We start from the raw sequence: 25410 nt of genomic DNA, 5'->3' as shown, positions 1-25410 counted from the left end.
TGGCTTGCCTGCGATTGGAGCGCCTCGGTCTTGGATCAGCCTTCGCGCACCATATCCACGTGCGGAATCCCGACCTCAAGGAACTCGTCGCTGACGATCTTGAAGCCCAGCCGCTCATAGAAGGGCGCCGCATACACCTGTGCACTCAGGAACTGCCTGGTCTGGCCGCGTTGTTCGGCCACGCCAATCACTGCTTCCATCAGCTTGTCGCCGACTTTGAGCCCGCGCCAGTCCTTGAGGACCGACACGCGCCCGATCTCGCCGCTGGGCAGCAGGCGCGCGGTACCGATTGGGAAGTCGCCTTCGAAGGCAAGGAAATGCACTGCGCCGGCGTCGTCCGCGTCCCACTCCAGTTCGGGTGGAACCGACTGTTCGGCGACAAATACCGTTTCACGAATGCGCCGAATCTCGTCGATATCCTTTCGCCAGTCCGCGACACTTACGTGAATCTTATTCATCGGCAAATCCCAGGCTTCCTTGCTTGACCAATTCGCACAGCAGGTCGCGGCCGTCTTCGTCCGCCAGCCACTCGCCCAGGTTCTCGCTGTGCAGTGCATCGGCCGAGCACACCAGCTTCAACAGCTCGCGCAGCTTGCCCGGCAGGTAGCGGCTCTGGCCGCTGGCGAACAGCAGGACGTCGTCGTCCACTTCCGACCAGGCCAGGCGCGCGCTTGGGTTGCGCACCAGGATTGCGCCGTCTTGCAGGCTGCTGATGAAATCTTCTTCGCCCAGTTCTTCACCGGCCACCAGTTCGGGGTAGCGCGGCTCGGTCATGAACTGGCCGAACCAGGTCAGCAGCATGCGCTCGTCGCTCATGTGCTCGGCCAGCAGGCTCTTGAGTCGGTCCAGCGCGTCGCCTTGGATCTGGTGCGGGTCGCTGGCCGGCTGGGCGTCGGCATCGGTGTAGCGCTCTTCGTCAGTCAGGTACTGGCTGAGGAAGTCGGTAAAGTGGGTCAGCACTTCGGCGGCGCTCGGTGCACGGAAACCTACGGAGTAGGTCATGCAGTCATCTTCGGCGATGCCGAAGTGCGCCAGGCGCGGCGGCAGGTACAGCATGTCGCCCGGTTCCAGCACCCATTCGGCGCTTTCTTCGAATTCGGCGAGGATGCGCAGGTCGGCGTGCTGCAACAGCGGGCTTTCGGAGTTGCACATCTGGCCGATTTTCCAGTTGCGCTTGCCTTGGGCCTGCAGCAGGAACACATCATAGTTATCGAAGTGCGGGCCGACGCTGCCACCCGGGGCAGCAAAGCTGATCATCACATCGTCGATGCGCCAGCTTGGCAGGAAGCGAAAGTGCTCCAGCAGCTCGGCGACTTCCGGCACGAACTGGTCGACCGCCTGCACCAGCAGGGTCCACTCGCGCTCGGGCAGCGTGCTGAACGCGTCTTCAGCGAACGGGCCGCGACGCAGCTCCCACGGACGCTCGCCGTGCTCGATCACCAGGCGCGACTCGACTTCTTCTTCCAGTGCCAGGCCGGCCAGTTCGTCGGCATCGATCGGGCTTTCGAAATCAGGGATGGCCTGGCGGATCAGCAACGGTTTTTTCTGCCAGTAGTCGCGCAGGAATTCCCGGGCTGTGATGCCGCCCAAAAGTTGAAGAGGGATATCAGGATTCATGTGTAACCTATTGAAAAAAAGCACTTTTCAGACTGGAATAAAAACGCCCGGCGCGGCCGGGCGTCTCAAAGGGTCTTGCTTGGATCAGATGCGCTTGGCTTGCTCTACAGCGTTGCCGATGTAGTTGGCCGGGGTGAGCAGTTTCAGCTCGGCCTTGGCGGCGGCTGGCATGTCCAGGCCGTCGATGAAAGTTTGCAGCGCTTCAGGGCTGATGCCCTTGCCGCGCGTCAACTCTTTGAGCTTCTCGTACGGGTTTTCGATGTTGTAGCGGCGCATCACGGTCTGGATCGGCTCAGCCAATACTTCCCAGCAAGCGTCCAGGTCAGCGGCAATCTTTTGCTCATTGAGCTCAAGCTTGCTGATGCCTTTGAGGCTGGCTTCGTACGCGATCACGCTGTGGGCAAAGCCCACGCCGAGGTTGCGCAGTACGGTGGAGTCGGTCAGGTCGCGCTGCCAGCGGGAGATCGGCAACTTGCTGGCCAGGTGCTGGAACAGCGCGTTGGCGATACCGAGGTTGCCTTCGGAGTTTTCGAAGTCGATCGGGTTGACCTTGTGCGGCATGGTCGACGAACCGATTTCACCGGCGATGGTGCGCTGCTTGAAGTAGCCCAGGGAGATGTAGCCCCAGATATCGCGATCGAAGTCGATCAGGATGGTATTGAAGCGCGCAATGGCATCGAACAGTTCGGCGATGTAGTCGTGCGGTTCGATCTGCGTGGTGTACGGGTTGAAACCCAGGCCCAGTCCGTCTTCGATGAAGGCGCGGGCGTTGGCTTCCCAGTCGATCTCAGGGTAGGCCGACAGGTGGGCGTTGTAGTTGCCGACGGCGCCGTTGATCTTGCCCAGCAGCGGGACAGCGGCAACTTGAGCGATCTGGCGCTCCAGTCGATACACCACGTTGGCCAGTTCTTTGCCCAGGGTGGTCGGCGACGCCGGCTGGCCGTGGGTGCGCGACAGCATTGGCACGTCAGCGAAACGGATGGCCAGTTCGCGGATGGCGTTGGCGGTCTGGCGCATCAGCGGCAGCATCACGTCATCACGGCCTTCGCGCAGCATCAGGGCGTGGGACAGGTTGTTGATGTCCTCGCTGGTGCAGGCAAAGTGGATGAACTCGCTGACCTGGGCCAGTTCCGGCAGCTTGGCCGCTTGCTCCTTGAGCAGGTATTCGATGGCTTTGACGTCGTGGTTGGTGGTGCGCTCGATCTCTTTCACACGCTCGGCGTGCTCCAGGGAGAAGTTTTCCGCCAGGGTGTTGAGCACGGCGTTGGCTTCGGCGGAGAACGCCGGCACTTCGCTGATGGCAGGGTGAGCGGCCAGGCGCTGGAGCCAGCGCACTTCAACCAGAACGCGAGCACGGATCAGGCCGTATTCGCTGAAAATAGGGCGCAGGGCCTGGGTTTTGCCGGCGTAGCGGCCGTCTACAGGGGAAACCGCAGTGAGCGAAGAGAGCTGCATGGGGTGTTCTCGGACAGTCGGGCAACGAAATGGGGCGCGTATCATACATGAAAAAATCCGCCGGTCCGTTGCCAACTGACCGGCGTATTACGCGTAACGGCTTGAAAAAGGCCTGCTGCTGCGACTTATTCGTTGCGCATCAACGGGTAAAGCTCTTTGAGCAATTTGCGCCGGCTGATCACCAACTGCCAACGATGACCGCCCAACTGGCGCCACAACCGCGCCGAACGAATACCGGCCAGGAGCAGGGCGCGGATTTTCGAGGCGTTGTTCGGTTGCTGCAGGTTGCGCATGTCGCCGTGAACCTGGATCCGCTGGCGCAAGGTGCTCAAGGTGTCCTGGTACAGCGCGCCACAGGCCGCGATCACGTTTTCATGGGCCGGGCCAAAGTGTTCCACCTGCGACTGGATCTGCGGCAGGCGCTTGCCGATGGTCTCCAGCAGGTCATCGCGCTTGGCCAGTTGACGCTCAAGGCCAAGCATCGACAGGGCATAGCGCAGCGGCTCGCGCTGCAGGGTGCTGGGGTCGCGTTCCAGCGCGCCGATCAGGGCGCGATAGCCTTCGCGCAGCGCCAGGTCATCGCCGCCGTAGACTTCCAGGGTGTCCTTGGGGTCACGGATCAGCAGGCTGCCGAGCATGCAGGTCAGGCCCGCCTCGGTGACTTGGCCGGTCTTGGCGATCTTGTCGACCAGCACCGCTGCGAGGAAAACCCCGCCGAGTGCCGTCAATTGCTCCTGGGTCGGGCTCATGCCGGGTTGCTCCAGGCTTCTGCGACTTCAATCACGCCGCCGCCCAGGCAAATTTCGCCGTCATAGAACACCACGGACTGGCCTGGGGTGACCGCGCGTTGCGGGTCATCGAAGGTGGCGCGGTAGCCGGTGGCGGTTTTTTCCAGGGTGCATGGCTGGTCGCTCTGGCGATAGCGCACTTTGGCGGTCAGGCGGCGTGGCGTGCTCAAGTCGATCGGGTTGACCCAATAGATCTCGGAGGCGAGCAGGGCGCCGGAGAACAGCAGCGGGTGTTCGTTGCCCTGGCCAACGATCAACACGTTGTGCTCCAGGTCCTTGACCAGCACGTACCACGGCTCTTCGCCGGCGTCTTTCAAGCCGCCAATGCCCAGGCCCTGGCGCTGGCCGATGGTGTGGTACATCAGGCCATGGTGGCGGCCGATCACTTCACCGTCAGTGGTCTTGATTTCACCCGGTTGCGCCGGCAGGTACTGCTTGAGGAAGTCGCTGAAGCGGCGCTCGCCAATAAAGCAGATTCCGGTGGAATCCTTCTTCTTGGCGGTGGCCAGGCCGTGCTTCTCGGCGATCTTGCGCACTTCGGGTTTTTCCAGCTCGCCCACCGGGAACAGGGTCTTGGCGATCTGTTCGCCGCCGACGGCGTGCAGGAAGTAACTCTGGTCCTTGTTCGGGTCCAGGCCCTTGAGCAGTTCGGTGCGGCCGTCGATATCGCGGCGACGCACGTAATGGCCAGTGGCGATCAGGTCGGCGCCGAGCATCATGGCGTAGTCGAGGAACGCCTTGAACTTGATCTCGCGGTTGCACAGGATGTCCGGGTTCGGCGTGCGGCCGGCCTTGTATTCGGCCAGGAAGTGTTCGAACACGTTGTCCCAGTACTCGGCGGCGAAGTTGGCGGTGTGCAGCTTGATGCCAATTTTGTCACACACGGCCTGGGCGTCTGCCAGGTCGTCCATGGCGGTGCAATATTCCGTTCCATCGTCTTCTTCCCAGTTCTTCATGAACAGGCCTTCCACCTCATAACCCTGCTCCATGAGCAGAACGGCGGAAACGGAAGAGTCCACGCCGCCGGACATGCCGACGATGACGCGCTTCTTTTGTGTGTCAGAAGGGGCTGGATCACGCATAGGGTTTCAACGGGTGTCTTGAAAAAGGACGCGATTCTATCAGGCTCAAGCCTTCAAGGCTAAAGAGAAGGGCGGATCAATTCGAGACTGTGGCAGTGGCCGGCCAGATAATCGTCGATACAGCGAATGATCAGCTCGCTGCGCCAGTCCTCGCGCAGGTCCATCAGTTCGTCGCGAGTGAGCCAGCGGGCGCGCACGATGCCTTCGTCGAGCTGATAGTCGGGATGGTGTTTCAGGGCCTTGGCGATGAAGCACACACGCTGGTAGGTCACGCCGTTGCTCGGGGCGGTGTACAGGTAGATGCCGACTATGCCGGTGGCCTCGACGTCCCAGCCGGTCTCCTCGAGGGTCTCGCGTACGGCGGCTTGGGTAAGGGTTTCGTGCGGGTCGAGGTGGCCGGCAGGCTGGTTGAGTACGGCGCGGCCGCCCTTGAGTTCTTCGACCATCAGGAAGCGGCCGTTGTCTTCGACGATGGTGGCGACGGTAATGTGGGGTTGCCAGGTCATATGTGGCTCTCGAATGCAGGTCGTTGTTCAGGCAACCTGCATGATACCCCCCCGGGCGCCTGTGTTGCTCAGAACGAAGCGGTGGCCTGCGCTTGCGGGGAGAATTTCAATATCACCTCGCTGTTTGGGTCGGGCTGCCATTCCTTGACATCGTATGGGGGGGCTTCGTTGCGGATAATGCACTTCCATTGCACCTTCTCATCGAGTTGGACGCCCGAAAATCGCACCTGCCCAGTCCATTTCGGATAATCCGCGCGTGTCGTGGTGAGTAACACCGCGTTTTCCGTTTTCCATTCCCCGATCTCACGGTGTGAGCCGACTACATAAACGCTGTACCCAGGCGTTGTGTTGCCGTTCAGGCAGGTAAAACTTGCGCTGAGGAAATACGTCATCTGAACGTTTTGGCCGGCGTTCGCCAAGGGCAGCAACGTCAGGAGGAAAGCGCCCAGGGCTAATAGGCAGTTGGTGCGCGACATTGTAAGTCCTCCCGTTTTGGCTCAGTCGTTACGGGAGAATGATGGTGTTCAGGGGCGGGGCAAGTCACCTGTCAGAACTGACAGTTCATTAGATTCTTTCGCAATTGTTGCGCTTGCTTGGGGCTTGAAAACACAAACCCCGGCACTTGGCCGGGGTTTGCGATATTGCCTTACAACTTACTTCAGTGCAGCAATCGCCGCATTGAGGGTGTTGCTTGGGCGCATGGCCTTGCTGGTCAGCTCCGGGTTCGGTGCGTAGTAGCCACCGATGTCCACTGGCTTGCCCTGTACGGCGTTGAGCTCGGCAACGATGGTTGCTTCGTTCGCGGTCAGGGTCTTGGCCAGTTCGCCAAACTGCGCTTGCAGTGCAGTGTCTTCGGTCTGGGCGGCCAGGGCTTGAGCCCAGTACAGCGCCAGGTAGAAGTGGCTGCCGCGGTTGTCGATGTTGCCGACTTTGCGCGATGGCGACTTGTTGTTGTCGAGGAACTGGCCAGTGGCCTGGTCCAGGGTCTTGGACAGCACCAGGGCTTTCGGGTTGTTGTACGTCACGCCCAGGTGCTCAAGGGAAGCGGCCAGGGCCAGGAACTCGCCCAGGGAATCCCAGCGCAGGAAGTTTTCTTCCAGCAGCTGTTGCACGTGCTTTGGAGCCGAGCCGCCGGCGCCGGTTTCGAACAGGCCACCGCCGTTCATCAGCGGCACGATCGACAGCATCTTGGCGCTGGTGCCCAGTTCCATGATCGGGAACAGGTCGGTCAGGTAGTCGCGCAGTACGTTGCCGGTCACCGAAATGGTGTCCAGGCCCTTGCGGGTGCGCTCCAGGGTGAACTTCATCGCGTCGACAGGCGACATGATGCGGATGTCCAGGCCTTCGGTGTTGTGGTCTTTCAGGTAAGCCTGAACTTTCTCGACCACTACGCCATCGTGCGCGCGCTGAGGGTCCAGCCAGAAAATGGCTGGGGTGTTGCTGGCGCGGGCACGGTTGACGGCCAGTTTGACCCAGTCCTGGATCGGCGCGTCTTTGGTCTGGCACATGCGGAAGATGTCGCCGGCCTCGACTTTCTGTTCCATCAGCAGGTTGCCCTTGCTGTCGGTGACGCGGACAACGCCGTCAGCCTTGATCTGGAAGGTCTTGTCGTGGGAGCCGTACTCTTCGGCTTTCTTCGCCATCAGGCCGACGTTTGGCACGCTGCCCATGGTGGTTGGGTCGAAGGCGCCATTGGCCTTGCAGTCTTCGATGACCGCCTGGTAGATGGTGGCGTAGCAGCGATCCGGGATCACGGCCTTGGTGTCGTGCAGCTGGCCGTCGGTGCCCCACATCTTGCCGGAGTCACGGATCATGGCGGGCATCGAGGCGTCGACGATCACGTCGCTCGGCACGTGCAGGTTGGTGATGCCTTTGTCGGAGTTGACCATCGCCAGGGAAGGGCGAGCGGCGTAGACCGCCTGGATGTCTGCTTCGATCTGCGCTTGTTGCTCGGCCGGCAGGGCCTTGATGCGAGCGTACAGGTCGCCGATACCGTTGTTCAGGTTGAAGCCGATCTGCTCCAGCACGGTGGCGTGCTTGGCCAGGGCATCTTTATAGAACTCGGCAACGATCTGGCCGAACATGATCGGGTCGGAGACCTTCATCATGGTGGCTTTCAGGTGAACCGACAGCAGCACGCCTTGCTGCTTGGCGTCTTCGATTTCAGCGGCGATGAATGCGCGCAGGGCTTTCTTGCTCAGCACGGCGGTGTCGATGATTTCGCCGGCCTGTACCGAAGTCTTTTCCTTCAGCACGGTCGCAGTGCCGTCTTGCGCGATCAGCTCGATTTTGACAGCGTCAGCGGCTTCGATTTGGACGGCTTTTTCGCTGCCGTAGAAGTCACCATTGCTCATGTGGGCAATGTGCGACTTGGAGTCGGCAGCCCAGGCGCCCATCTTGTGCGGGTGCTTGCGCGCATAGTTCTTGACCGACAGCGGTGCGCGGCGGTCGGAGTTGCCTTCGCGCAGTACCGGGTTCACGGCGCTGCCCTTGACCTTGTCGTAACGTGCACGGGTTTCTTTTTCCGCGTCGGTGGTTACGGTTTCCGGGTAGTCCGGCAGGGCGTAGCCCTGGGCCTGCAGCTCCTTGATCGCGGCTTGCAGCTGCGGGGTCGAGGCGCTGATGTTAGGCAGCTTGATGATGTTGGCTTCAGGCGTAACGGCCAGGTCGCCCAGTTCGGCGAGGTGGTCCGGGATGGCCTTGGTACCCAGTTGCTCGGGGAAGCTTGCGAGGATGCGCCCTGCGAGGGAGATGTCGCGGGTTTCCACGGCAATATCAGCGGAAGCGGTGAAGGCCTCTACGATAGGCAGCAGTGAATAGGTGGCGAGGGCTGGGGCTTCGTCGGTGAAGGTGTAGATGATCTTCGAGCGGGTGGGCATATTCGGATTAACTCTCTTCTTTGCTGAAAGCGTGCGCAGAAACTCGAGATGCGCCGGGTGGAGCGCGTTCGTTCAAAGTCATCCATGAGCGAAATGTCGAGGTTTCTTCGCGGTGATGTTGGGTTGCATCAGTCGAGCGTCAAGCGGGTGGACTATTGTATTAGTCCTGCTTTGTAGCGGAAGGCAGTGTTCTAGAGCGGTCCGCCGTCGTGACTCTTTGGTCAGCGGCGGCATTATACATAGGTCGCTATGCTTACGCCGAGCCTTCATACAAAAGGTGTGTCGTCCATTGGTCTAAAGGTCGCAGGGTGCAGGGTGCTACCAAAGTCGCACGATGTGCTCAAGATTGGCGCTTTTCCCTTTGCTTTCAGGCTTGTAGGCGACAAATTATGCTGTTTTCGATGCAAATGAGCATGGCGTGAGGTTTCAGTCGCCATTTATCTGGAGTAGGCTCGAACGCAGCCAGATGTTCAATCCATAGATGGAGTTCAGCATGGGATACAAGAAGATTCAGGTTCCGGCAGTCGGCGACAAAATCACCGTCAATGCAGACCATTCTCTCAATGTTCCTGACCAACCGATCATCCCTTACATCGAAGGTGACGGTATCGGCGTCGACATCAGCCCGGTGATGATCAAGGTGGTCGACGCAGCTGTTGAAAAGGCCTACGGCGGCAAGCGAAAAATCTCGTGGATGGAGGTTTACGCCGGTGAGAAAGCAACTCAAGTCTACGACCAGGACACCTGGCTGCCCCAGGAAACCCTGGATGCGGTCAAGGATTACGTGGTGTCCATCAAGGGCCCGCTGACCACGCCGGTCGGGGGTGGTATCCGTTCGTTGAACGTGGCGCTGCGTCAGCAACTCGACCTTTATGTATGCCTGCGCCCGGTGCGCTGGTTCGAAGGTGTGCCCAGCCCGGTGAAGAAGCCTGGCGACGTGGACATGACCATCTTCCGTGAAAACTCCGAAGATATTTATGCCGGGATCGAGTGGAAGGCGGGTTCGCCGGAGGCGATCAAGGTGATCAAATTCCTCAAGGAGGAAATGGGCGTCACCAAGATCCGTTTTGATCAGGATTGCGGGATTGGCGTGAAGCCGGTCTCGAAGGAGGGGACTCAGCGTCTGGCGCGTAAAGCCCTGCAATATGTAGTGGATAACGACCGCGACTCGCTGACCATCGTGCACAAAGGCAACATCATGAAGTTCACCGAAGGTGCCTTCAAGGAGTGGGCGTATGAAGTGGCCGCCGAAGAATTCGGTGCCACGCTGCTCGACGGCGGCCCGTGGATGCAGTTCAAGAACCCGAAGACCGGCAAGAACGTGGTGGTCAAGGACGCCATTGCCGACGCCATGCTCCAGCAGATCCTGCTGCGCCCGGCCGAGTATGATGTGATCGCCACCCTCAACCTGAACGGCGACTACCTCTCCGATGCCCTGGCAGCGGAAGTGGGGGGCATTGGTATTGCGCCCGGTGCAAACCTGTCGGATACCGTGGCGATGTTCGAGGCGACCCACGGCACCGCGCCCAAATACGCGGGCAAGGACCAGGTCAACCCGGGTTCCTTGATTCTGTCGGCGGAAATGATGCTACGGCACATGGGCTGGACCGAGGCGGCCGACTTGATCATCAAGGGCACCAATGGTGCGATTTCGGCCAAGACCGTGACCTATGACTTCGAGCGCCTGATGGAAGGTGCGAAGCTGGTGTCGTCGTCTGGGTTTGGTGATGCGTTGATCTCGCACATGTAAAGCAGGCGGGCATAAAAAACGGCCATTCCAGATTGATGGGTTGGCCGTTTTTTTATCGCGCGCTGCGCGCTCGGCGGCGGATCAGGCCGTTTGTTTCTTTTCTGTTTCGCTCGCGTGTGCTGCGGGGCTGGCAAGAACGTCTGCCTTGGCTGTGTCGATATTCACGGCGTGTAGCCCTTTTGGGCCTTGAATGATCTCAAAGGTGACTGCTTGTCCCGCTTTCAGCGTCTTGTACCCGTCCATGATGATCGCTGAATAGTGCGCAAAAAGGTCCTCTGTTTTCCCTTCCTCATTGATAAAGCCATATCCCTTGGCATTGTTGAACCACTTGACCTTGCCACTGATCTTGACGCCAGACATACCCATATCCCTCTGCACCAGACTCCATCACTGGAGTATCATCCAGTTTATCCGTCCTAACCCGAATAAATAAGGTTGACTGCGCGGACCTTTTTTACCCACTGTGGGTTCTATTGGTTGTAACACCGTTTCGCCGATAGTCAAGGCGACCGGCCGGTCAGCAGTTGAAATTCTGACAGGTCGCCCCCACCACTGTATTTGAACCACTGACGAACCTTTCTTTCCATGCATGCAAACAGCCAGATTCGACTAACATTCAATCAGGATCGACCGGATCAGGAACATGATGACGACGGTTCTGCAGGCATTGCTGTTCAGGAGGCCAAGCCTGCTCTACAGGCGCCGCCGATGTACAAGGTGGTTTTGTTCAATGATGACTACACACCGATGGATTTCGTGGTCGAAGTGCTCGAGGTGTTTTTTAACCTGAACCGCGAGTTGGCGACCAAGGTAATGCTGGCCGTTCACACAGAAGGACGGGCAGTATGTGGAGTGTTTACCCGCGACATCGCCGAGACAAAGGCCATGCAGGTCAACCAGTACGCCAGGGAAAGCCAGCATCCGCTACTCTGTGAAATCGAGAAGGACGGTTAACGCCGACCACTTGGGTATGAGGTGAAGCTATGTTAAACCGCGAGCTCGAAGTCACCCTCAATCTTGCCTTCAAGGAGGCCCGTTCGAAGCGTCATGAATTCATGACCGTCGAGCACCTGCTGCTGGCACTTTTGGATAACGAAGCTGCCGCCACCGTTCTGCGTGCGTGCGGCGCCAACCTCGACAAACTCAAGCACGACCTGCAGGAGTTTATCGACTCCACCACGCCACTGATCCCCGTACATGACGAGGACCGTGAGACCCAGCCAACCCTGGGCTTCCAGCGGGTATTGCAGCGTGCTGTTTTCCACGTTCAGAGCTCCGGTAAGCGTGAAGTCACAGGCGCCAATGTGCTGGTGGCGATTTTCAGCGAACAGGAAAGCCAGGCAGTGTTCCTGCTGAAACAGCAGAGCGTTGCCCGTATCGATGTCGTCAACTACATCGCCCACGGTATCTCCAAGGTGCCTGGGCACGGCGATCATTCCGAGGGTGAACAGGATATGCAGGACGATGAGGGCGGTGAGTCTTCCTCTTCGGGCAATCCACTGGATGCCTATGCCAGCAACCTCAACGAACTGGCGCGCCAGGGGCGGATCGATCCGCTGGTGGGTCGTGAACTCGAGGTTGAGCGCGTCGCGCAGATCCTGGCGCGTCGACGCAAGAACAACCCGTTGCTGGTGGGTGAGGCTGGCGTGGGTAAAACCGCGATTGCCGAAGGCCTGGCCAAGCGCATCGTGGACAACCAGGTACCGGACCTGCTGGCGAACAGCGTCGTCTACTCCCTTGACCTGGGCGCGCTACTCGCCGGGACCAAGTACCGTGGCGATTTCGAGAAGCGCTTCAAGGCGTTGCTCGGTGAGCTGAAAAAACGTCCACAGGCGATCCTGTTCATCGATGAAATCCACACCATCATTGGTGCGGGCGCTGCATCCGGTGGGGTGATGGATGCCTCCAACCTCCTCAAGCCGCTGCTGTCGTCGGGTGATATCCGCTGCATCGGTTCGACCACGTTCCAGGAATTCCGCGGCATCTTCGAGAAAGACCGTGCCTTGGCGCGTCGCTTCCAGAAGGTCGACGTGTCCGAGCCTTCGGTTGAAGACACCATCGGCATCCTGCGCGGGCTCAAGGGGCGTTTCGAAGCGCACCACGGCATCGAGTACACCGATGAAGCGCTGCGCTCGGCGGCTGAGCTGGCGTCGCGCTATATCAATGACCGGCATATGCCCGACAAGGCCATCGACGTGATCGACGAGGCGGGTGCCTACCAGCGCCTGCAGCCGGTCGAGAAGCGTGTCAAACGCATCGACGTGCCTCAGGTCGAGGACATCGTGGCGAAGATCGCGCGGATTCCGCCTAAGCACGTCAACAGTTCTGACAAGGAGCTGCTGCGTAACCTGGAGCGTGACCTCAAGCTCACCGTGTTCGGCCAGGATGCAGCCATCGACGCGCTCTCAACGGCGATCAAGCTGTCGCGTGCGGGCCTCAAGTCGCCTGACAAGCCGGTGGGCTCGTTCCTGTTTGCTGGCCCGACCGGCGTCGGCAAGACCGAAGCGGCACGGCAGTTGGCCAAGGCCATGGGTATTGAGCTGGTGCGGTTCGACATGTCCGAGTACATGGAGCGCCATACTGTCTCGCGCCTGATCGGTGCGCCTCCGGGCTATGTCGGCTTCGACCAGGGTGGTCTGTTGACCGAAGCGATCACCAAGCAGCCGCATTGCGTATTGCTGCTCGATGAAATCGAGAAGGCCCACCCCGAAGTCTTCAACTTGCTGCTGCAAGTGATGGACCACGGGACCCTGACCGACAACAACGGCCGCAAGGCGGACTTCCGCAACGTGATCGTGATCATGACCACCAACGCCGGCGCTGAAACGGCCGCGCGGGCTTCGATCGGCTTCACGCATCAGGATCACTCCTCCGATGCGATGGAAGTGATCAAGAAGAGCTTCACGCCGGAGTTCCGCAACCGCCTGGACACCATTATCCAGTTTGGTCGCCTCAGCCATGAGGTTATCAAGAGCGTGGTGGACAAGTTCCTCACCGAGCTCCAGGCGCAGCTGGAAGACAAGCGCGTGCAGCTGGATGTGACGGACGCGGCGCGCAACTGGCTGGCGGAGGGTGGTTACGATGCATCAATGGGCGCTCGCCCAATGGCGCGTCTGATCCAGGACAAGATCAAGCGGCCATTGGCCGAGGAGATCCTGTTTGGCGAACTCTCCGACCATGGTGGCGTGGTGCATATCGACCTGAAGGACGGCGAGCTGACCTTCGAGTTCGAGACCACGGCTGAAATGGCCTGATAGCGGTCGCGACACAACAAAAAGGCGCCCCAAGGCGCCTTTTTGCTGCCTGCGTGTCAGCTGTGGGGTCAAGTGGCGATAGTTAAATAGCGCACACACAAAAACGCCCGGCATAACCGGGCGTCTTGTATTGACTTGCTTAACGAGCGCGGTAAGTGATGCGCCCTTTGCTCAAGTCATAGGGCGTCAGCTCGACGCGCACTTTGTCACCGGTAAGAATACGAATGTAGTTCTTGCGCATCTTGCCGGAGATATGCGCGGTTACGACGTGCCCATTTTCCAACTCCACACGAAACATGGTGTTGGGCAGGGTGTCGACGACAGTGCCTTCCATTTCGAAGCTGTCTTCTTTCGACATGCAGTAAAGCCCTCGGTATCCAGTGAATGGCCCGGTGCAACTGCGCCAGGCAAAAGCGGCGTGCATTGTGCCCGAAAAAGGGTGTTCAAGCCAAGGGGTTCTAGTTAAGCGTGACCCATCTTTGATTAATCAGCAGTTCTATGGGCCGATATTGGGTCTTGTAGTTCATCTTTTTGCAGTTCTTGATCCAGTATCCGAGGTACACCGCCTCCAGTTCCTGGCGCAGTGCTTCACCGATCTGCCAGAGGATCGCGAAGCGTCCCAGGCTGCGACGTTCTTCGGCAGGTTCATAGAAGGTGTAGACCGCTGACAGGCCATTGGGCAACAGATCGGTCACGGCAACCGCCACCAGTCGGCCGTCTGCACGAAACTCGTAGAAGCGCGAGAAGGGCAGGTCACGCACCAGGAACGTGGAAAACTGGTCGCGACTGGGCGGGAACATATCGCCATCAGCGTGCCGTTCCTCGATATAGCGCTGGTAAAGGTCGAAGTACTCTTCGGTGAAACGTGGCTTGGTCGCCGTCACCGTCAGGTCGGCGTTGCGCTTGAGGATGCGTTTCTGGTTACGGTCCGGCATGAACTGGGCCACGGGGATGCGCGCCGGTACACAGGCATTGCAATTCTGGCAGTGCGGCCGGTAGAGATGATCGCCACTGCGCCGAAAGCCCATCTCCGACAGGTCGGCATACACATGCACGTCCATAGGCTGGCTGGGGTCGAGGAACAGTGTGGTGGCCTGCTCGTCGGGCAGATAGCTGCAAGAGTGGGGTTGAGTGGCATAAAACTTCAAGCGCGCCAACTCGGTCATGATCAACCCTCGGATAAGCTTTGAAATAAGTGTAAGCCAGGAGTGCGAAAGTCGCCTAGGAAACCCACGGTCCAGAGCTGGGTTGGTCCAGATGATCGCGCAGGAAACCTGCGAAGTCGCTGCGGGATATGGCGCGGGCGCCCAGGCTGTGCAGGTGATCGTTGGGCATCTGGCAGTCGATCAGCACAAAACCCCAAGCCTGCAGTTGACGGGTCAGCGTGGCGAAGCCGAATTTCGAGGCGTTGTCGGCGCGGCTGAACATGGACTCGCCAAAAAATAGCTGGCCCATCGCCAGGCCATACAGGCCGCCGACCAGTTCACCGTTGTCCCAGACCTCCACCGAGTGGGCATAACCGCGCTGGTGCAACTCCAGGTAGGCGCTCTGGATGCTCTCGGTGATCCACGTACCCTCCGCATAGGCGCGCGGTGCGGCACAGGCCTGGATGACTGCGGCGAAGTCCTGGTCGAAGGTCACGGTGTAGCGCTTCTGGCGCAACAGTTTGCCCAGGCTGCGCGAGACGTGCAGCTCGTCGGGGAATATCACGGTGCGTGGGTCGGGCGACCACCAGAGGATCGGTTGGCCTTCCGAGAACCACGGGAAGCAGCCGTGGCGGTATGCCTTGATCAGTCGCTCGGCGGACAAGTCGCCGCCGGCAGCGAGCAGGCCATTGGGTTCGCGCATGGCTTTGGCCAGCGGTGGGAACGTCAGGGTGTCGCGTTGTAACCAGGTCAGCATGGCATCCAGGCTTGCGGAAGGGGAGGGGAGTGGGCAGGTGTGGTGCGTGCCCCGAAGAGGTGATTATTGTCGACACAGCGCTCTGGGGCCAGCCCGAATCGGCTATTGGCGTGTATTAGCGTGAGCGGGTGTTTCTGCAACTCCCTGCGCAAGGCGTGGTCGTAATCGGGTCTGGCCCGTGCAGGCCTTTTGCCAAGCTTGCCTGGATTAGTAAAAACAGCCCATAAGCCTTTGTCAGCAAAGACAATGCATGCTCAAATTGAACATCTTGTGACACGCAATTGGCTATGCTGCTTGAAGATCGCCAAGTGGCGTGGCATCAGGGGCACAAACCCGTACAATGCGGCGATTGTGGCGTTATCGCCACTTCATCCAGCAATCGCCCAGTGTTAAAAGTAGATTCAACGACGCTCGTTCATTTTTCAGCTGCTCGGATTGGGCAGTATTTGCAGTCATTCAACAGATGGACGCGCTAAAGGCGCAGGAATAGACCCGTTTTGAAGAAATCCGCCGCAACACCTAAAGCAGCCGTGGTGCCAGCCTGGCGCCAGCACCTGCATTATCGCCTCAAGGAAGGCGCGCTGATCGCTATCGGCGCCCTGTGCCTGTTCCTGATGATGGCCTTGCTGACCTATGGCAAGGACGATCCGGGCTGGAGCCACAACAGCAAGATCGAAGACGTGCAGAACTTCGGTGGGCCTGCCGGTTCCTACAGCGCCGATATCCTGTTCATGGTGCTGGGTTACTTCGCCTATATCTTCCCGCTGCTGCTGGCGATCAAGACCTGGCAGATCTTCCGCCAGCGTCACGAGCCATGGCAGTGGAGCGGTTGGCTGTTCTCCTGGCGCCTGATCGGGCTGGTGTTCCTGGTGCTGTCCGGCGCGGCCCTGGCCCATATCCACTTCCATGCACCCACTGGCCTGCCGGCGGGCGCGGGCGGTGCGCTGGGCGAAAGCCTCGGCGACCTGGCGCGCAAGTCCCTGAACATCCAGGGCAGCACCCTGATGTTCATTGCGCTGTTCCTGTTCGGCCTTACTGTGTTCACCGACCTGTCATGGTTCAAGGTGATGGACGTGACCGGCAAGATCACCCTCGACCTGCTGGAACTGTTCCAGGGTGCCGCGAACCGCTGGTGGGCGGCGCGCGTCGACCGCAAGCGCATGGTGGCCCAATTGCGTGAGGTGGACACCCGCGTCAATGAAGTCGTGGCCCCGAGCACGCCGGACCGGCGCGAGCAGGCCAAGGTCAAGGAGCGCTTGATCGAGCGCGAGCAGGCCCTGAGCAAACACATGTCGGACCGCGAGAAGCAGGTGCCGCCCGTGATTGCCCCAGCGCCGCCGAAGCCGGCGGAACCGAGCCATCGTGTGCAGAAAGAGAAGCAGGCACCGCTGTTCGTCGACAGCGCGGTCGAGGGCACCTTGCCGCCGATCTCGATCCTCGATCCGGCCGAAAAGAAACAACTCAACTATTCACCGGAATCCCTGGCGGCCGTCGGCCACTTGCTGGAAATCAAGCTCAAGGAGTTCGGCGTCGAAGTGTCGGTGGACTCCATCCACCCCGGCCCGGTGATCACCCGTTACGAAATCCAGCCGGCTGCCGGCGTGAAGGTCAGCCGTATCGCCAACCTGGCGAAAGACCTGGCCCGTTCCCTGGCCGTGACCAGTGTGCGCGTGGTGGAAGTCATCCCTGGCAAGACCACCGTGGGTATCGAGATTCCCAACGAAGACCGCCAGATCGTGCGCTTCTCCGAAGTGCTGTCGACCCCCGAGTACGACAACTTCAAGTCGCCGGTTACCCTGGCCCTGGGCCACGATATCGGTGGCAAGCCGGTCATCACCGACCTGGCGAAGATGCCTCACCTGCTGGTGGCCGGTACCACCGGCTCCGGTAAGTCGGTGGGTGTGAACGCGATGATCCTGTCGATCCTGTTCAAGTCCGGCCCGGAAGACGCCAAGCTGATCATGATCGACCCGAAGATGCTGGAGTTGTCGATCTACGAAGGCATCCCGCACCTGCTGTGTCCGGTGGTTACTGACATGAAGGACGCCGCCAACGCCCTACGCTGGAGCGTTGCCGAGATGGAACGCCGCTACAAGCTGATGGCGAAGATGGGCGTGCGTAACCTCTCTGGCTTCAACGCCAAGGTCAAGGAAGCCCAGGAGGCCGGCACGCCGCTCACCGACCCGCTGTACAAGCGCGAAAGCATCCACGACGAAGCGCCACTGCTGAGCAAGCTGCCGACCATCGTGGTGGTGGTCGACGAATTCGCCGACATGATGATGATCGTCGGCAAGAAGGTTGAAGAGCTGATTGCACGTATCGCCCAGAAGGCCCGTGCGGCCGGTATTCACTTGATCCTCGCGACCCAGCGGCCGTCGGTTGACGTGATCACGGGCCTGATCAAGGCCAACATCCCGACCCGTATGGCGTTCCAGGTGTCGAGCAAGATCGACTCGCGGACCATCATCGACCAGGGCGGCGCCGAACAACTGCTCGGCCACGGTGACATGCTCTATATGCCGCCGGGCACCAGCCTGCCGATCCGGGTGCATGGCGCCTTTGTTTCCGACGATGAAGTCCACCGCGTGGTAGAGGCTTGGAAACTGCGTGGCGCACCGGAATACAACGACGATATCCTCGCCGGTGTGGAAGAGGCCGGCAGTGGCTTCGACGGCGGCAGCAGCGGTGGCGACGATGACGCCGAGACCGACGCGCTGTATGACGAAGCCGTGGCCTTCGTACTGGAAAGCCGTCGCGCCTCGATCTCTGCTGTGCAGCGCAAGCTGAAAATCGGCTACAACCGCGCCGCCCGCATGATCGAAGCGATGGAAATGGCCGGCGTCGTTACCGCAATGAACACCAACGGCTCGCGCGAAGTCATTGCCCCCGGGCAGATGCGCGACTGATCCCGCGCCGCGTGGCAGCACGCGGCACGCCCTGACTACTCAATGAGGACTCCCATGCGTCTTATCCGCATGCTGTTGTTGCCGGCACTGGCCCTGACCGCTGTTTCGGCCCACGCTGACCCGGCCTCCGTCGCCAGCCTGAAAAACCTGCTGGACAAATCCCAGACCCTGACCGCGCGCTTTTCCCAGCTGACCCTGGATGCCGGCGGCACCCAACTGCAGGAAACTGCAGGCGAAATGGCCGTGCAGCGCCCTGGCCTGTTCTACTGGCACACCGAGGGCAAGGCTGAGCAGACCATCGTTTCCGATGGCCAGAAGGTCACCCTGTGGGACCCGGACCTGGAGCAGGCGACCATCAAGAAGCTTGACCCGCGCCTGAACCAGACTCCGGCGCTGCTGTTGTCGGGTGATGTGTCGAAAATCAACGACAGCTTCGATATCACGTCCAAGCAGACCAGCAACGTGATCGAGTTCACCCTCAAGCCGAAATCCAAGGACACGCTGTTTGACACACTGTCCCTGTCGTTTGGCAACGGCGTGATCAACAACATGCGCCTGGTCGACAGCGTCGGCCAGCGCACCGATATCCTGTTCTCCGGGGTCAAGGCTAACCAGCCGGTTCCCGCATCCAAGTTCAAGTTCGACATCCCCAAGGGTGCCGACGTGATCCAGGAATAATCTAGAGGTTTCAAACGCTGCCCATGGATCTGTTTCGAAGTGACCCGATTGCCCAGCCACTGGCCGCGCGCTTGCGTTCGACCAACCTGGATGAGTACGTCGGTCAGGAACACCTGCTCGCTCGTGGCAAGCCTTTGCGTGAAGCGCTGGAGCAGGGTGCGCTGCACTCGATGATCTTCTGGGGGCCGCCTGGGGTGGGCAAGACCACCCTGGCGCGGCTCTTGGCGAAGGTCTCGGATGCGCACTTCGAAACGGTCTCGGCGGTGCTGGCCGGGGTCAAGGAGATCCGTCAGGCAGTGGAGGTCGCCAAGCAGCAGGCCGGGCAATACGGTAAGCGCACCATCCTGTTCGTCGACGAAGTGCATCGCTTCAACAAGTCGCAGCAGGATGCGTTCCTGCCCTATGTCGAGGACGGCACGCTGATCTTTATCGGCGCCACCACCGAAAACCCTTCGTTTGAATTGAACAACGCCTTGCTGTCGCGAGCACGGGTCTATGTGCTCAAAAGCCTGGACGAGGCGGCCATGCAGAAGCTGCTGCACCGCGCCTTGAACGAAGACAAAGGGTTGGGCAAGCGGCAACTCAGCGTGAGCGAAGAGGGTTTCAAGATCCTGCTGACCGCCGCCGACGGCGACGGCCGCCGCTTCCTCAACCTGCTGGAGAACGCCTCCGACCTGGCTGATGACGGCGGTGAGATTGGCGTCGACCTGCTGCAAAGCCTGCTCGGCGATACACGCCGGCGCTTCGACAAGGGCGGCGAGGCCTTCTACGACCAGATCTCGGCGCTGCACAAATCTGTGCGCGGCTCCAACCCGGACGGCGCGCTCTACTGGTTTGCACGCATGATCGACGGCGGTTGCGACCCGCTTTATCTCGCGCGCCGGGTGGTGCGCATGGCCAGCGAAGACATCGGCAACGCCGACCCCCGGGCACTGAGCCTGTGCCTTGCGGCCTGGGACGTGCAGGAGCGACTCGGCAGCCCGGAAGGCGAGTTGGCCGTGGCCCAGGCCATCACTTACCTGGCGTGTGCGCCTAAGAGCAATGCGGTGTACATGGGCTTCAAGTCCGCACTGCGCGCCGCCGCCGAATATGGCTCCCTCGAAGTGCCGATGCACTTGCGCAACGCGCCAACCAAGTTGATGAAGCAACTGGGTTACGGTGATGAATACCGTTATGCCCACGATGAGCCGGATGCCTATGCGGCCGGTGAGGACTATTTTCCCGATGAGCTTGAGCCGCTGCCGCTCTACCAGCCGGTGCCCCGTGGACTGGAGCTGAAGATCGGCGAAAAGCTCAATCACCTCGCGCAACTCGATCGACTCAGCCCCAGACAGCGGAGAAAGTAGTGCTCAAGACGATTCTTGCCGTGTCCGCAGCCGGCATCGCTGGTACATTATTGCGTTTCGCCACCGGTACTTGGGTGAGCGCTAACTGGCCGAAGCACTTTTATGCAGCGACCCTGGCGGTCAATCTGGTGGGTTGCCTGATCATCGGGCTGTTGTACGGTTGGTTCCTGTTGCGCCCGGAAGTACCGATTGAAATACGTGCTGGCTTGATTGTCGGCTTTGTAGGCGGTCTGACGACCTTTTCATCCTTTTCACTGGATACGCTGCGCCTGCTGGAAAGCGGGCAGGCCCTGGTAGCCTTCGGGTACTTGGGCATCAGCGTGTTCGGCGGGCTGCTCGCCACCTGGGCTGGCCTGTCCTTGACCAAACTTTGATAAACGAGAGACCGACATGCTCGATTCCAAACTGTTACGTAGCAACCTTCAGGACGTAGCGGACCGCCTGGCATCCCGTGGCTTTGCCTTGGATGTTGCGCGCATCGAAGCGCTGGAAGAACAGCGCAAGACCGTCCAGACCCGCACCGAAGCACTGCAGGCTGAACGGAATGCGCGTTCCAAATCCATCGGTCAGGCCAAGCAGCGCGGTGAAGACATCGCGCCGTTGATGGCGGATGTCGAGCGCATGGGCACCGAGCTGTCCGACGGCAAGGTCGAGCTGGAAAAGATCCAGTCCGAGCTGGATTCGATCCTGCTGGGCATCCCCAACATCCCGCACGAATCCGTGCCGATTGGCGAAGACGAAGACGGCAACGTCGAAGTACGCCGCTGGGGCACGCCCAAGGCATTTGATTTCGAGATCAAGGACCACGTCGCCCTGGGCGAATTGACCGGTGGCCTGGACTTCGAGACCGCCGCCAAAATGTCGGGTGCGCGCTTTGCCTTGCTGCGCGGCCCGATCGCGCGCATGCACCGTGCCCTGGCGCAGTTCATGATCAACCTGCACACCGGCGAGCACGGTTACGAAGAAGCCTACACCCCTTACCTGGTGCAGGCACCGGCACTGATGGGCACCAGCCAGTTGCCGAAGTTCGAAGAAGACCTGTTCAAGATCAGCCGCGACGGCGAAGCCGACCTGTACCTGATCCCGACTGCCGAAGTGTCGCTGACCAACATCGTGGCCGGCGAGATCCTCGATGCCAAGCAACTGCCGATCAAGTTCGTGGCGCACAGCCCGTGCTTTCGCAGCGAAGCCGGCGCGTCGGGTCGCGATACGCGCGGCATGATCCGCCAGCACCAGTTCGACAAGGTCGAGATGGTGCAGGTGGTCGAGCCGTCGACCTCCATGGAAGCCCTCGAAGGCCTGACCGCCAACGCCGAACGCGTGCTGCAACTGCTGGAACTGCCGTACCGCGTGCTGGCACTGTGCACTGGCGACATGGGGTTCAGCGCCGTCAAGACCTACGACCTTGAAGTGTGGGTGCCGAGCCAGGACAAATACCGCGAGATCTCCTCGTGCTCCAACTGTGGTGATTTCCAGGCCCGTCGCATGCAGGCGCGTTTCCGCAACCCGGAAACCGGCAAGCCGGAACTGGTCCATACCCTCAACGGTTCGGGCCTGGCTGTAGGTCGCACCCTGGTGGCCGTGCTGGAAAACTACCAGCAGGCTGACGGTTCGATCCGCGTACCTGAAGTGCTCAAGCCGTACATGGCGGGCGTCGAGGTCATCCGCTAAATGGAATTTCTGCCGCTGTTTCATAACCTGCGCGGCAGTCGTGTGTTGGTCGTCGGTGGCGGGGAGATTGCCTTGCGCAAATCCCGCCTGCTGGCCGATGCCGGTGCGTTGCTGCGGGTGGTTGCTCCCCAGATCGAAGACCAGTTGCGTGAACTGGTGCTGGGCAGTGGCGGGGAACTGGTGTTGCGCGGTTACCAGGAGGCCGACCTCGATGGTTGCACCCTGATTATCGCGGCAACCGACGACGAGCCGCTGAACGCGCAAGTGTCCAGCGACGCCAAGCGCCGTTGCGTACCGGTCAATGTGGTGGATGCGCCGGCCTTGTGCAGTGTGATCTTCCCGGCGATTGTCGATCGTTCACCGTTGGTGATCGCCGTCTCCAGCGGCGGTGATGCACCTGTGCTGGCGCGCTTGATCCGCGCCAAGCTGGAAACGTGGATTCCGTCCACTTACGGTCAACTGGCCGGCCTGGCCGCGCGTTTTCGTGCCCAGGTCAAAGGCTTATACCCGAATGTGCAACAGCGTCGTGCGTTCTGGGAAGAGGTTTTCCAGGGGCCGATTGCCGACCGCCAGTTGGCCGGGCAGGGCGATGAAGCCGAGCGGCTGTTGATCGAGAAGGTCAATGGCGCGCCCCCTAACGCACCGGGCGAAGTTTACCTGGTGGGCGCAGGTCCGGGTGATCCTGACCTGGTGACCTTCCGCGCCCTGCGCCTGATGCAGCAAGCCGACGTGGTGCTGTACGACCGCCTGGTCGCGCCGGCGATTCTCGAACTGTGCCGCCGCGATGCCGAGCGTATCTACGTCGGCAAGCGACGCGCCGACCACGCGGTGCCTCAGGAGCAGATCAACCAGCAATTGGTGGACCTGGCCAAGCAGGGCAAGCGCGTGCTGCGGCTCAAGGGTGGCGATCCGTTCATTTTTGGCCGCGGTGGCGAAGAGATCGAGGAATTGGCGGCCCATGGCATCCCATTCCAGGTGGTACCGGGAATCACGGCGGCCAGCGGTTGCGCGGCCTATGCCGGAATTCCGCTGACCCACCGCGACTACGCGCAGTCTGTACGCTTCATCACTGGGCACTTAAAGAACGGGACTTCGGACCTGCCCTGGAGTGATCTCGTGGCGCCTTCGCAAACCCTGGTCTTCTACATGGGCTTGATTGGCTTGCCGATCATCTGCGAGCAACTGATCAAGCATGGGCGGGCGGCGGATACCCCGGCGGCGTTGATCCAGCAAGGCACCACGTCCAACCAGCGGGTGTTTACCGGCACGCTGGCGGATTTGCCACGCATGGTGGCGGAGCATGAAGTGCATGCGCCGACACTGGTGATCGTCGGTGAGGTGGTGGTGTTGCGCGAGAAGCTGAAGTGGTTTGAAGGCGCGCAATCCCAGGTGTAAGCCTTGGGAGCATCGCGAGCAAGCCCGCTCCCGCATGGGAATACAATCCCCTGTGGGAGCGGGCTTGCCCGCGATGAGGCCCTAAAAGCCAGTCAATGCTTTGGATCAGTCCCACACGCCCTTGGCAATCAACCGCTGCCGATCATGCTGGCCATCAAACCGTTGCGAGGGGCCTTTCGGCACAATGCCCGTCGGGTTGATCGTGCGGTGACTGGCATAGTAGTGCCCCTTGATGTGGGCAAAATCCACCGTCTCGGCCACGCCCGGCCACTGATACATTTCCCTCAACCAATTCGACAGGTTCGGATAGTCCGCGATCCTGCGCAGGTTGCATTTGAAGTGACTGTAATACACCGCATCAAAGCGAATCAGTGTGGTGAACAACCGTACATCCGCTTCGGTGAGGAACTCGCCCGCCAGGTAGCGATGGTCGCTCAAGTGCTGTTCCAGGTAATCCAGCTCGGCAAACACATCATCAAACGCACGTTCATACGCCTGCTGTGAGGTGGCGAAGCCTGCGCGATACACGCCGTTGTTCACGGCCGGGTAGATCCGATCGTTCAGCGCATCGATGGTCACGCGCAGTGGCTCGGGGTAGAAGTCCAGCGTGTTGCCGGTCAGTTCATTGAAGGCGCTGTTGAACATGCGGATGATTTCCGCCGATTCATTGCTGACGATGCGCTGCAGCTTTTTGTCCCACAGCACCGGTACGGTGACGCGCCCGGTGTAATCGGCAGTGTCGGCGGTGTATCGCTGGTGCATGAAGGCAAAGTCGTCGAGCTGGTCGCCGGTAGAACCGTGGGACTTGTCGAAGGTCCAGCCGTTTTCCAGCATCAGCCAACTGACCACGGACACCTCAATCAAACTTTCCAGGCCCTTGAGCTTGCGCAGGATCAGCGTGCGATGGGCCCACGGGCAGGCGAGGGACACATAGAGGTGGTAGCGACCGGCCTCGGCCTTGAAGCCGCCTTGGCCACTTGGGCCAGGCGAGCCGTCAGCGGTTACCCAATTGCGGCGTTGCGCCTGTTCGCGCTGGAAAGCGCCATCTGCGCTACTTTCGTACCACTGGTCTTTCCAGTGTCCTTCGATCAGCAAACCCATGACTGGCTCCTTGGCTAATAAGCGTTGGAGCCCAGTCTAAAGGGATGAGTTCGAACTAAAAGCGCAAAGACCGGGCGTGAATGATCGATTAAATCGATTTGTCTCGTGCGGTCCAGTATTGCTGGGCCAATTCAAAGGCCTGTTCCCGTGGGTGGCCCAGGCCGCGCAACGCCAGGGCCATGGTGGCGATCAGCGCCAGTTGCGGGTAGCTGTCTTCGACATCGCCGCGCCACACCGCCTTCAGGTGTTCGGGGTCGAGTGCGGCCGGCTTGACGTGGCGCTGGGCGGAGAGGGCGGGCCATTCTTCGTCCCAGCTTTCGCCAGCGGTGGTGCCGTACAGATGGCTGAGGGTGTCGGGGTTGATCTCGACCTCGCCACCGTCACCCTTTACCACGATCACATTGTCGCCGAGCAGGCCGCTGGCGTCGCGGTGCACGCCCTGGTAACCCGGATGGAAAATGCTTTGCAGGCCAAGACGTGCATTCAGTGGGTTGAGCAGGCGCGCCAGGGAGTGGATCGGCGAGCGCAGTCCCAGCGTGTTGCGCAGGTCGATCATGCGCTGCAGTTGCGGCGCCCAATCACCCAGTGGGATAAACGCGAGGTCGCCTTGTTCATACGCGGCCTCGACTTGCTGCCAGTTACGGCACAGCGGAATCTGCAAACCTTCCAGCAATTGCTCGGTGTACAGCCGGCCTGCCGTGTGCGCGCCACCGCCGTGCATCAGGATGCGCACGCCGTTCTGCGCCAGGCACTTGGCCGCCAGCAGGTACCAGGGCAGGTGACGCTTCTTGCCGGCGTAGGTTGGCCAGTCGATGTCCACGTTCAGCGCCGGGCCATCCAGGCGCTCGCGCACCGCTTCGGTGAAACCGGCGAGTTCTTCCGGGCTTTCTTCCTTGTGGCGCAACAGCATCAGGAAGGCGCCGAGTTGGGTGTCCTCGACTTTTTCGTCGAGCAGCATGCCCATGGCTTCGCGGGCCTCTTCGCGGGTGAGGTTGCGCGCACCGCGCTTGCCTTTGCCCAGGATGCGCACGAACTGCGCAAACGGATGCTCGGCGGGGGTTTCAAGGGTCAGCGGGGCAA

At 60.4% G+C, this 25410-nt stretch carries 23 protein-coding genes; 9 read left to right on the top strand and 14 right to left on the bottom strand.

What is annotated here, in order from left to right:
• Positions 1–35: 35 nt before the first annotated feature.
• The 8 genes from ATH90_RS16885 to ATH90_RS16850 form a co-directional block, all read right to left on the bottom strand.
• On the bottom strand, positions 36–458 hold the full coding sequence (locus ATH90_RS16885) for a GNAT family N-acetyltransferase (RefSeq protein ID WP_034106841.1): 423 nt from the start codon (positions 456–458) through the stop codon (positions 36–38).
• Complete coding sequence (locus tag ATH90_RS16880) at positions 451–1617, bottom strand: ribosomal protein uL16 3-hydroxylase (RefSeq protein ID WP_034106839.1); 1167 nt, start codon at positions 1615–1617, stop codon at positions 451–453. The genes ATH90_RS16885 and ATH90_RS16880 overlap by 8 nt, the downstream gene beginning before the upstream one ends.
• Positions 1618–1701: 84 nt before the next feature.
• Positions 1702–3072, bottom strand: coding sequence for an adenylosuccinate lyase (gene purB, locus ATH90_RS16875; RefSeq protein ID WP_098466838.1), 1371 nt, complete (start codon positions 3070–3072; stop codon positions 1702–1704).
• A 125-nt stretch (positions 3073–3197) separates the two neighbouring features.
• Complete coding sequence (gene hflD, locus ATH90_RS16870) at positions 3198–3821, bottom strand: high frequency lysogenization protein HflD (RefSeq protein ID WP_017137510.1); 624 nt, start codon at positions 3819–3821, stop codon at positions 3198–3200.
• Positions 3818–4942, bottom strand: coding sequence for a tRNA 2-thiouridine(34) synthase MnmA (mnmA, locus tag ATH90_RS16865; RefSeq protein ID WP_034106836.1), 1125 nt, complete (start codon positions 4940–4942; stop codon positions 3818–3820). Before mnmA ends, hflD begins: the two co-directional genes overlap by 4 nt.
• A 59-nt stretch (positions 4943–5001) precedes the next feature.
• Positions 5002–5448: an NUDIX hydrolase gene (locus tag ATH90_RS16860; protein ID WP_034106834.1), complete on the bottom strand. Its 447-nt coding sequence runs from the start codon at positions 5446–5448 to the stop codon at positions 5002–5004.
• 68 nt (positions 5449–5516) lie between these two features.
• The gene (locus ATH90_RS16855) at positions 5517–5924 is read right to left on the bottom strand and encodes a carbohydrate-binding module family 20 domain-containing protein (RefSeq protein ID WP_098466837.1); all 408 of its coding nucleotides are present in this window, start codon (positions 5922–5924) and stop codon (positions 5517–5519) included.
• A gap of 177 nt (positions 5925–6101) precedes the next feature.
• A complete protein-coding gene (locus ATH90_RS16850; protein WP_034106832.1) occupies positions 6102–8327 on the bottom strand; it encodes an NADP-dependent isocitrate dehydrogenase in 2226 nt (741 codons plus the stop codon).
• A gap of 493 nt (positions 8328–8820) precedes the next feature.
• Here ATH90_RS16850 and icd point away from each other — a divergent pair, with 493 nt between their 5' ends.
• Positions 8821–10077, top strand: a complete 1257-nt coding sequence (gene icd, locus ATH90_RS16845) for an NADP-dependent isocitrate dehydrogenase (RefSeq protein ID WP_034106987.1) — start codon at positions 8821–8823, stop codon at positions 10075–10077.
• An 81-nt stretch (positions 10078–10158) separates the two neighbouring features.
• Here the strand turns inward: icd and cspD are convergent, their stop codons facing one another.
• Positions 10159–10437: a cold shock domain-containing protein CspD gene (gene cspD, locus ATH90_RS16840; RefSeq protein ID WP_034106985.1), complete on the bottom strand. Its 279-nt coding sequence runs from the start codon at positions 10435–10437 to the stop codon at positions 10159–10161.
• A 225-nt stretch (positions 10438–10662) separates the two neighbouring features.
• On the opposite strand from cspD, the gene clpS reads away from it, so the two are divergent.
• Together clpS and clpA are read left to right on the top strand one after the other, a co-directional pair.
• The gene (gene clpS / locus ATH90_RS16835; RefSeq protein ID WP_005789091.1) at positions 10663–11031 is read left to right on the top strand and encodes an ATP-dependent Clp protease adapter ClpS; all 369 of its coding nucleotides are present in this window, start codon (positions 10663–10665) and stop codon (positions 11029–11031) included.
• A gap of 29 nt (positions 11032–11060) precedes the next feature.
• On the top strand, positions 11061–13331 hold the full coding sequence (gene clpA / locus ATH90_RS16830; RefSeq protein WP_034106831.1) for an ATP-dependent Clp protease ATP-binding subunit ClpA: 2271 nt from the start codon (positions 11061–11063) through the stop codon (positions 13329–13331).
• A 139-nt stretch (positions 13332–13470) separates the two neighbouring features.
• Here clpA and infA read toward each other — a convergent pair whose 3' ends face one another.
• From infA to aat, 3 genes are all read right to left on the bottom strand, one after another.
• On the bottom strand, positions 13471–13689 hold the full coding sequence (infA, locus tag ATH90_RS16825; RefSeq protein ID WP_002553999.1) for a translation initiation factor IF-1: 219 nt from the start codon (positions 13687–13689) through the stop codon (positions 13471–13473).
• A gap of 100 nt (positions 13690–13789) precedes the next feature.
• Positions 13790–14497 (bottom strand): arginyltransferase, encoded by a 708-nt coding sequence (locus tag ATH90_RS16820; RefSeq protein ID WP_098466836.1) that lies wholly within the window; start codon positions 14495–14497, stop codon positions 13790–13792.
• Between the two features lie 55 nt (positions 14498–14552).
• Positions 14553–15233 carry a leucyl/phenylalanyl-tRNA--protein transferase gene (gene aat / locus ATH90_RS16815; RefSeq protein WP_098466835.1) on the bottom strand — a complete coding sequence of 227 codons (681 nt, stop codon included), beginning with the start codon at positions 15231–15233 and terminating at the stop codon, positions 14553–14555.
• A 497-nt stretch (positions 15234–15730) separates the two neighbouring features.
• On the opposite strand from aat, the gene ATH90_RS16810 reads away from it, so the two are divergent.
• Genes ATH90_RS16810 through cysG form a run of 6 tightly spaced genes read left to right on the top strand, consistent with a single transcriptional unit; the run spans position 15731 to position 23229 of the window.
• Positions 15731–18139: a DNA translocase FtsK gene (locus tag ATH90_RS16810; RefSeq protein ID WP_069077607.1), complete on the top strand. Its 2409-nt coding sequence runs from the start codon at positions 15731–15733 to the stop codon at positions 18137–18139.
• 54 nt (positions 18140–18193) lie between these two features.
• Positions 18194–18817, top strand: a complete 624-nt coding sequence (gene lolA / locus ATH90_RS16805; RefSeq protein ID WP_016975527.1) for an outer membrane lipoprotein periplasmic chaperone LolA — start codon at positions 18194–18196, stop codon at positions 18815–18817.
• A 23-nt stretch (positions 18818–18840) separates the two neighbouring features.
• Positions 18841–20163: a replication-associated recombination protein A gene (locus ATH90_RS16800; protein ID WP_098466834.1), complete on the top strand. Its 1323-nt coding sequence runs from the start codon at positions 18841–18843 to the stop codon at positions 20161–20163.
• Positions 20163–20537: a fluoride efflux transporter CrcB gene (gene crcB / locus ATH90_RS16795; protein ID WP_003232122.1), complete on the top strand. Its 375-nt coding sequence runs from the start codon at positions 20163–20165 to the stop codon at positions 20535–20537. The genes ATH90_RS16800 and crcB overlap by 1 nt, the downstream gene beginning before the upstream one ends.
• 16 nt (positions 20538–20553) lie before the next feature.
• On the top strand, positions 20554–21834 hold the full coding sequence (gene serS / locus ATH90_RS16790) for a serine--tRNA ligase (protein WP_034106817.1): 1281 nt from the start codon (positions 20554–20556) through the stop codon (positions 21832–21834).
• Positions 21835–23229, top strand: coding sequence for a siroheme synthase CysG (gene cysG, locus ATH90_RS16785; RefSeq protein WP_034106815.1), 1395 nt, complete (start codon positions 21835–21837; stop codon positions 23227–23229).
• Between the two features lie 105 nt (positions 23230–23334).
• Here cysG and ATH90_RS16780 read toward each other — a convergent pair whose 3' ends face one another.
• Together ATH90_RS16780 and ATH90_RS16775 are read right to left on the bottom strand one after the other, a co-directional pair.
• Positions 23335–24330 (bottom strand): glutathione S-transferase family protein, encoded by a 996-nt coding sequence (locus ATH90_RS16780; protein WP_034106813.1) that lies wholly within the window; start codon positions 24328–24330, stop codon positions 23335–23337.
• A gap of 88 nt (positions 24331–24418) precedes the next feature.
• On the bottom strand, positions 24419–25402 hold the full coding sequence (locus ATH90_RS16775) for a glycosyl transferase family protein (protein WP_371919460.1): 984 nt from the start codon (positions 25400–25402) through the stop codon (positions 24419–24421).
• Positions 25403–25410: the final 8 nt, after the last annotated feature.

This window comes from Pseudomonas lurida, from assembly GCF_002563895.1.
GTDB classification, from domain to species: Bacteria; Pseudomonadota; Gammaproteobacteria; order Pseudomonadales; family Pseudomonadaceae; genus Aquipseudomonas; species Aquipseudomonas lurida.
This window is presented reverse-complemented; position numbering and strand designations above follow the sequence as displayed.